Annotated in this window: 1 protein-coding gene; it reads right to left on the bottom strand. The window is 70.1% G+C overall.

The annotated features are described in order from the left end of the window. On the bottom strand, nt 1–1,205 hold a 1,205-nt coding region (gene thrC, locus D183_RS0117565; RefSeq protein WP_017910155.1), incomplete at its 3' end, for a threonine synthase. Between the last annotated feature and the right edge of the window lie 307 nt (nt 1,206–1,512).

The raw sequence follows: 1,512 nt of genomic DNA on the forward strand, positions 1-1,512 counted from the left end.
ACCGCCACCGGCTGCCCGATCAGCGGCTCCACCACCCCCTCGAACTTGGCCGGATGCGCGGTAGCCGCCACCGCCCAATCGCCGGCGTCCGCCTCCGCGCCCTCGGCACGCAGTTGCTGCAGCACATGCAGCGCGGTGGCGGTGTGCGGGCAATGCACCTCGCCGTAGCGACGGAAGCGCTCGCCGATGGTCTGGCGGATCTGCGCATCGTCCACCGAGTAGGCCTGGAACTGGGTACGCAGCGTGGCGTCGTCGCCCTGGTACAGCCAGCGCAGGCGCTCGACATTGCTCGGCGCGCCGACGTCCATCGCATTGGCCAGGGTCGCCACGCTGGGCTGCGGCGCGTAGTCGGCGCCGGCGAAGAAGTCCGGCAGCACGCGGTTGGCATTGGTCGCCAGCACGATCCGGCCCAGCGGCACGCCCAGCGCCCGCGCCAGGATCGCGGCCAGCGCATTGCCCAGGTTGCCGGTGGGCACCACCAGGTTCAGCGGCTGCGCATGCGCGACATGGTGCTGCAGGGCTGCATGCGCGTAGTAGCTCATCTGCGGCAGCAAGCGCCCCAGGCTGATGCTGTTGGCCGAACTCAACGGCGCCTGCGCCTGCAGGTCGGCGTCGTTCAGCGCCTGCTTCACCAGCGCCTGGCAATCGTCGAACGAGCCGGCCACGCGCAGCGCCTGGATGTTGTCGCCGAAGCAGCCGAGTTGGTGCGCCTGGCGCGGCGACACGCGCCCGTCCGGATACAGCACCACCACGCGCAGCCCGGGCTGACGATGGAACGCGGCCGCGACCGCGGCACCGGTATCGCCGGAGGTGGCGACGAGGATGGTCAACGGCGTTTCCGCCCCCCGCCGCAGCCGGGTCAGGCAGGCGGCCAGGAAGCGCGCGCCGAAGTCCTTGAACGCAGCGGTCGGCCCATGGAACAGCTCCAGCGCGTGGTCGCCGGGCGTGGCCAGCGGCTGCAGCGGCGCGGCGAAGTCGAAGGCCTCCGCGCAGATGGCCGGCAGTTCCGCAGCCAGAGCGTCGCCATCGAAGAACGGCGCCAGCAGGTCCGCGGCAGTCTCGGCGAGGCTGGCACCGGCGCGCAGGTCGCGGGCGGCGGGCAGGCGCTCGGGCACGTACAGGCCGCCATCGGGGGCGAGCCCGGCGGCGATGGCCTGGCTGAGCGAGACCGAAGGTGCGGCGTGACGGGTAGAGATGAAGTTCATGGTGGTTCCGTTAACGGGGGAATTCGATCGCACTGTCTTTCTTAGCTGTTGCTGTTGCTTCGGACGTTGCTTTGGCTTCGGACGTTGCTTTGGCTCTGGCTGTTGCCCTGGCTTTGGCTGTTGCTGTTTTGCTTCACCCGGGGTCCCCTCGGCGCGGCAGCCGCGGCGGGCGAATACCCGAAGGGCGACGCGCAGGATGCGCGTCGTTTTTCGCCGGCACATGGATGTGCCGTCGAAAAATGCCCGTCGTGGCTGCGAACCCGGAGCGCGTAGCGCGGAGGGCGCGCTGCGGGGTGTGCTTTCTTTT

The organism is Xanthomonas sp. SHU 199 (assembly GCF_000364665.1).
In the GTDB taxonomy this organism is placed as follows: Bacteria; Pseudomonadota; Gammaproteobacteria; order Xanthomonadales; family Xanthomonadaceae; genus Xanthomonas_A; species Xanthomonas_A sontii.